The 229-nt window shown below is 57.6% G+C and carries 1 protein-coding gene; it reads right to left on the reverse strand.

Going from position 1 to position 229, the window contains the following annotated elements; translation table 11 throughout:
• On the reverse strand, positions 1 to 229 hold a 229-nt coding region (locus AC3XQU_RS25170; RefSeq protein WP_489876807.1), incomplete at both ends, for an efflux RND transporter permease subunit.

Consider the following 229-nt stretch of genomic DNA (forward strand, 5'->3'; position numbering starts at 1 on the left):
GGAACTGAACAGATTCCATATCGGTCTTGAGCTTCTCCACGACCTTCGCCAGATCACCTTCCTTGACGTTGGCACTGACATCGATGCGCCTGGATCCCTCCGAACGCTCAATGACGTTGGGCGTGGGCTTGACCGAAATCGTGGCGACATCAGCCATCCGGATCTTGACCCCGCTCGGCGTATCGAGGGGAAGGTTCTCAATGTTCGTGACACTCGTCCGAGCCTCCGG

The organism is Telluria sp. AZSoR62 (assembly GCF_058111565.1).